The sequence below is a fragment of the Pelovirga terrestris genome (genome assembly GCF_014773365.1).
Classification (GTDB): domain Bacteria; phylum Desulfobacterota; class Desulfuromonadia; order Desulfuromonadales; family Geopsychrobacteraceae; genus Pelovirga; species Pelovirga terrestris.
In genome coordinates this window covers 1-4683 of the sequence record NZ_JACWUN010000029.1, presented here as the reverse complement: position 1 = coordinate 4683, position 4683 = coordinate 1, and the positions used below count along the sequence as shown (strand labels likewise).

Sequence of the window (4683 nt, the reverse complement as noted above, 5' to 3'; positions counted from 1 at the left end):
CACCAAAGCTGATTTTGATCACCGGGTAAGTCGTCTCCCAGTCCCACTTATCTTCAATGTCGAGTCCTTTGAAAAGCTCCCTGCGCCCTTCAAATAAATCCTGCAGGGTTGAGACCAATAGGCTCTTGCCGAAGCGTCGGGGCCGCGAGAGGAAGTAGTATTTGCCTTCCGTCACCAGTCTGTGAATCAGCGGGGTCTTGTCGACGTAAGCGTATCCTTCTTCACGGATTTCACTGAAGGTTTGAATCCCGATAGGGAGTTTAGCGAGCGGTGTCATTGAGGGCACTCCTGATGTTCGCCATACCGGAACAGCTTGGTTCTGGTATGGCATTTGCTGTAAGTATCATACCTGTTTGTTCAGCCAGGTCAAACGACTATTTGAACCCTGACCCCACACCGCGCTCAAAGGCCATCCAAAAACCAGCCCCTGTCTTGTTAAAAGAAAGTGATGGGATCTCTTAAATAAAGGAGTCCGTCACCCACTCATCGCCGGTTCACTCCTCTAGGGAGTAACCAGCTTTTTTGTGTTTAACAACACCACCAAGACAGGAGGTAAAACCATGAATGAAGACACCAGAACCATCCTCAACGCCCCTTTCCGAGCAAACCAGATCAAACAGCGCCCCGGTAGCTTTGGCGGAACCTTGAGTTATGTCGAAGGCAGTGCTGTGGTTGAGCGCCTGAACCAGGCGTTTCATCACAGCTGGAACTTTGAGATTCTCACCGTCGATATCAATGCCGACGCCGGGGAAGTGATTGCCCACGTCCGCATCAGCGCTAACGGAATCGTCAAGGAAGGCTACGGCTCCAGCCAGATCACCCGCCACAGAGACAGCGGTGAGATTGTCGACCTGGGGAGCAACATCAAGGCCAGCTGTACCAATGGATAAAAAAAGCAGCCACACTACTGGGGATAGGACTGACCCTTCACCAGGCGGAGACCACAGAGGAGCCCTTGCCACAGTCCCAGGCGCAACATTCAGAACCGCCGCCAGCACGTCAACCATCAATCCCACGCCATGGGTCGCCGGTGACGCAGATCACGCCACGCACCGCCCAGATCAAATTAAGGAGTAATTTTCATTCTCCTGCTAGATCATTGACTCTGCTCTACCGTCAGCTGAACACCCAGAGCTTTACAAACTCGCTGAATAGTCTCAAAGCGCGGTTGACTATGGGGACGCAAGGCCTTGTAGAGAGCTTCGCGACGGATGCCGCTGGCGTTTGCAATTTCTGTCATGCCGCGTGCCTTGGCAATATGCCCCAGGGCGGCGGCCAGTTCAGCGCCGTCACCGTCAGCCAGAACCTGGCGCAGGTACTCAACAATATCGGCTTCATCGCGCAGTTGCTGTGCCATATCGAATTCCGGCATGGTACTGGTGTTAAACTTAGCCTGTGTCATTGTGATTCTCCTTGATCTGCATCGCCAACTGCTTTGCTGTTTTAATGTCATCCGCTTGGGAACTTTTATCACCACCACCGAGCATGACAATCAGTTGGTCGCCTTGCTGTATGTAGTACATCCGCCAGCCGGGACCGAAAAACTCCCGCATCTCAAAAACACCCTCACCTACCGGACTCACATCGCCGAGTAGACCACGCTGGGCCTTCTCCAGCCGTCGCAGCAAACGGATGCGAGTCGGGCGATCACGCAATCGGCTAATCCAGCGTTCAAAATCTGATGTCCATATAACAGAGTACATGAGCTAACTGTAATCGGACGAATACAAAATGTCAAACCAACATTACCTGTTCCAGCCATGCATATCGCGGCCAGGGCGCGGTGCTGTACTGATCAAAAATAAGATCAGCCTGATGTGCTACTCGGTGTCGATCAGGAATGATGCGCTGAATAATCCGCGTCTGATCTTGGCAGGTGATGGTGATGGTGGCGGTTTCTTCGGGGGTGCCCAGGGCTTGAATCTCAGGCAATTCTTCTTGGGTGGCCACGCGAAATCGAAGGTCGGCTTCGTCATCTTCATACAGGCACACCTGCATATAGCCGTAAATTTCCCGCCAGAGGACGGGGTCTTCTGAGGACAGGTCGAGCAGATCGTCGGGATGGTAATACTCACGCATAGGGGCTCCTTTCTTGTGTTTGTTGGGTTATCCCAGTAGTGTCCGGTTAGGAAATTGCAGTTAGCCGGAGCAATAAAAATAATTTAAATATTCGCAAGATGGCGCGTTTTTTACTTGACAAATCGCCATTAGGTCGGCGCGGCGATTTTCGTAAATATCTATTTTTATGAGGATTTACGAAAATGTCGCTACTTATTCGCTACCACCGTGCCCGACTCGACCGGCGCTCTGTCGCTCAACTTTTCACCCCATTCAAGGGGGCTCTTGAATATGCCCCGGTTCTTGAAGCCCGAGGCAACAGGCCACTTGTTGATTGCCACGAAAAATGATTTAGAGAGGGTATGAGATTGTCAGAATGTGTTGACCAATGACCGCAGGGTGTCAGATTATCTGAGCCTTCAGATAAGGCTCTTTATTCGGTCGTTAAAATAAAGCGGGCGGAGAGTTTTCGTAGAACTCTCCGCCCTTTTTGCTTTCGGGGTTACAGCCCCTTTAACCGGAGTGATCATGATATGGTCCGTTGCGGTTGATCTCAAGCAAATTCAGCAGCAGGGCAAAAAATTTCGCTGGCCCCGTCCGGACTCCTGCCCACGTTGTCACCAGTGGCGGATCTGGGGCCACGGTTACGCGCTGCGCTACTTTGCTGGTTTTGCTGAGGCCCTGCCGATGAAATGCTATCGTTGTCCTTTGTGTCGTTGTGTCATCACCGCACGTCCTGCCAATTATTTCCCCCGGATTCGTAGCTGTATAGCGGTCATTGTCACCTGTTTGACTCATCGCGTTCATCAGGGACGTTGGCCCCCTCTGGCGTTCCCGCGCTCCCGCTTGCGCCACTGGCTGCTGAATTTGAAACAACAGATTCAGATTCATCTGACCAACACCTGGTCCAAAGGACTGCTTCAGGGCTACGACCAACTGCTGACACGCCGTCTGATCCCGGTCGCCCGCGCCAGTTAAATTGACCAGGCCGGTGCTTTTTGGGCACCCCAGTGGTATCTGCTCTGGTAGGTGGTGCTCCTGCTGATGTAGAGGTTGGCAAACCCTTGCCAGCAGGAGATCTTATGACAGAACAGCAGAAACAAGAGGTGGCCGTCTTCCGTTACGGCCTGATTGCCGAGTTCGTCGGCGCGACACGCCTGGATCGCGGGGAGCGGGAGGCCCTGCTACAGGAGAAGTGCGCGCGCAAATGGCAGATTCCTCACAGCGGCCGGACCCGGGTCAGCCGCAGTACCCTGATTCGCTGGATTACCCGTTACCTGGAACAGGGACAACGACTGGAAGCTCTTTATCCCCAGGATCGTAACGATCAGGGACAGACCCGCGCCATTGACGAGGAAACCGGTCTGGCCCTGATTGCCTTGCGCAAAGAGATGCGCAAAATGCCCGTTCCGGAACTCACCCGGATACTCCATCAGCGCCAGTTGGTCAACGGCGGACGGTCTGTCAGCTTAAGTTCGGTGTACCGCTTTTTGCGTCAGCACAAACTGATGGCTGCTGACGAAGCACCACAGGCGGATCGGCGCAAGTTTGAAGCCGAACTGCCCAACGACCTGTGGCAATCGGACATTCTCCATGGGCCGGTGCTCGACTGTAACGGCAAGCGCCGCAAGTGTTATCTGATCGCTTTTATTGACGATCACTCCCGCCTGATTCCACACGCTGCGTTTTATCCCTCCGAATCCCTGGCCTGCTTCCAGGATGCTTTCTACCAGGCCTTGAGCAGACGCGGATTGCCACGCAAGCTGTACGTCGATAATGGTTCCGCGTATCGTTCCCGGCAGCTTGAATATACCTCAGCAGCTCTGGGTATCGCCCTGATCCACGCTAAACCCTACCAGCCCCAGGGAAAAGGTAAAATTGAACGGTATCTGCGCACCGTGCGCACCCAGTTCTTACCCGGCTTCAAAGGGCAGAGTCTGCAAGAGATCAACGTTGCCTTCAGTGCCTGGCTGGATGACCAGTACCACCAGCGCCCGCATGGGTCCACCGGACAGACACCCCACAAGCGATTTGCTGCCGGTCTGCATTGCCTGCGGTCAGCGCCTGCGAATCTCAGTGATTATTTTCGTAAAACCGTCTATCGCCGGGTCAACAAGGATCGCTCCATCGTTATTGACAAACGCCTCTTCGAGGGTCCGGTCGATCTGATCGGCCACCGGGTCGAACTGCTTTATCATGAACGCACCCCAGAGCACGTGGAGATTCGCCACCAGGGGCAGTCTTATGGGCTGCTCAAGCTCATTGATCTGCATGTCAATGCCCGGGTCAAACGCGACAAGAACGGTCAGATCGAACTGTTTGGCACAAGTACGCCACACAGCGGCCAAGTATGGGAGGGCTGATCATGGATGTGTGTCGTCATACGTTTGGATTGAGTAAAAACCCCTTTGGTGCCGACCTGCCGCGTAAAGACATCCTGGTGACGCCGGTCATCACCGCCACCAAAGAGCGGATTGATTACGCCGTACACATGGGTGGTGTTGCTCTGATCACCGGCGACATCGGCAGCGGCAAGTCAACCATCCTGCGCTACTTGATCGGTGGCCTGCACCCTGCCGAATACCAGGTGATTGCCGTGACCGCCTGCTCCGGGTCGATCCTCGA

Annotated in this window: 8 protein-coding genes and 1 pseudogene; 5 read left to right on the top strand and 4 right to left on the bottom strand. The window is 54.0% G+C overall.

Features of this window, described 5'->3' with window-relative positions; genetic code table 11:
• On the bottom strand, positions 1 to 277 hold a 277-nt coding region (locus tag ICT70_RS14640; protein WP_191157947.1), incomplete at its 3' end, for an AAA family ATPase.
• A 283-nt stretch (positions 278 to 560) separates the two neighbouring features.
• On the opposite strand from ICT70_RS14640, the gene ICT70_RS14635 reads away from it, so the two are divergent.
• Positions 561 to 890, top strand: a complete 330-nt coding sequence (locus tag ICT70_RS14635; protein ID WP_191157945.1) for a Rad52/Rad22 family DNA repair protein — start codon at positions 561 to 563, stop codon at positions 888 to 890.
• 206 nt (positions 891 to 1096) lie between these two features.
• Here ICT70_RS14635 and ICT70_RS14630 read toward each other — a convergent pair whose 3' ends face one another.
• The 3 genes from ICT70_RS14630 to ICT70_RS14620 are packed head-to-tail and all read right to left on the bottom strand — an operon-like array spanning position 1097 to position 2079.
• Positions 1097 to 1402, bottom strand: a complete 306-nt coding sequence (locus ICT70_RS14630) for an addiction module antidote protein (protein WP_191157943.1) — start codon at positions 1400 to 1402, stop codon at positions 1097 to 1099.
• Entirely contained in the window at positions 1389 to 1703 is a 315-nt protein-coding gene (locus tag ICT70_RS14625) for a type II toxin-antitoxin system RelE/ParE family toxin (protein WP_191157941.1), read from the bottom strand. The genes ICT70_RS14630 and ICT70_RS14625 overlap by 14 nt, the downstream gene beginning before the upstream one ends.
• A gap of 31 nt (positions 1704 to 1734) precedes the next feature.
• A complete protein-coding gene (locus ICT70_RS14620; RefSeq protein WP_191157939.1) occupies positions 1735 to 2079 on the bottom strand; it encodes a hypothetical protein in 345 nt (114 codons plus the stop codon).
• Between the two features lie 182 nt (positions 2080 to 2261).
• Between ICT70_RS14620 and ICT70_RS14615 the strand changes: the two genes are divergently transcribed.
• The 4 genes and pseudogenes from ICT70_RS14615 to ICT70_RS14600 all read left to right on the top strand — a co-directional run.
• Positions 2262 to 2408, top strand: coding sequence for a hypothetical protein (locus ICT70_RS14615; protein WP_191157937.1), 147 nt, complete (start codon positions 2262 to 2264; stop codon positions 2406 to 2408).
• A gap of 178 nt (positions 2409 to 2586) precedes the next feature.
• Entirely contained in the window at positions 2587 to 3036 is a 450-nt protein-coding gene (locus ICT70_RS14610; RefSeq protein ID WP_191157935.1) for a hypothetical protein, read from the top strand.
• A 104-nt stretch (positions 3037 to 3140) separates the two neighbouring features.
• On the top strand, positions 3141 to 4421 hold the full coding sequence (locus ICT70_RS14605; protein WP_191157933.1) for a DDE-type integrase/transposase/recombinase: 1281 nt from the start codon (positions 3141 to 3143) through the stop codon (positions 4419 to 4421).
• Between the two features lie 2 nt (positions 4422 to 4423).
• Positions 4424 to 4683: pseudogene (locus ICT70_RS14600) on the top strand (ExeA family protein); the annotation flags it as partial.

Coding starts and splice junctions, on each gene's coding strand:
- ICT70_RS14635 (WP_191157945.1), top strand. CDS start 561: ATGAATGAAGACACCAGAACCATCCTCAACGCCCCTTTCCGAGCAAAC.
- ICT70_RS14630 (WP_191157943.1), bottom strand. CDS start 1,402: ATGACACAGGCTAAGTTTAACACCAGTACCATGCCGGAATTCGATATG.
- ICT70_RS14625 (WP_191157941.1), bottom strand. CDS start 1,703: ATGTACTCTGTTATATGGACATCAGATTTTGAACGCTGGATTAGCCGA.
- ICT70_RS14620 (WP_191157939.1), bottom strand. CDS start 2,079: ATGCGTGAGTATTACCATCCCGACGATCTGCTCGACCTGTCCTCAGAA.
- ICT70_RS14615 (WP_191157937.1), top strand. CDS start 2,262: ATGTCGCTACTTATTCGCTACCACCGTGCCCGACTCGACCGGCGCTCT.
- ICT70_RS14610 (WP_191157935.1), top strand. CDS start 2,587: ATGATATGGTCCGTTGCGGTTGATCTCAAGCAAATTCAGCAGCAGGGC.
- ICT70_RS14605 (WP_191157933.1), top strand. CDS start 3,141: ATGACAGAACAGCAGAAACAAGAGGTGGCCGTCTTCCGTTACGGCCTG.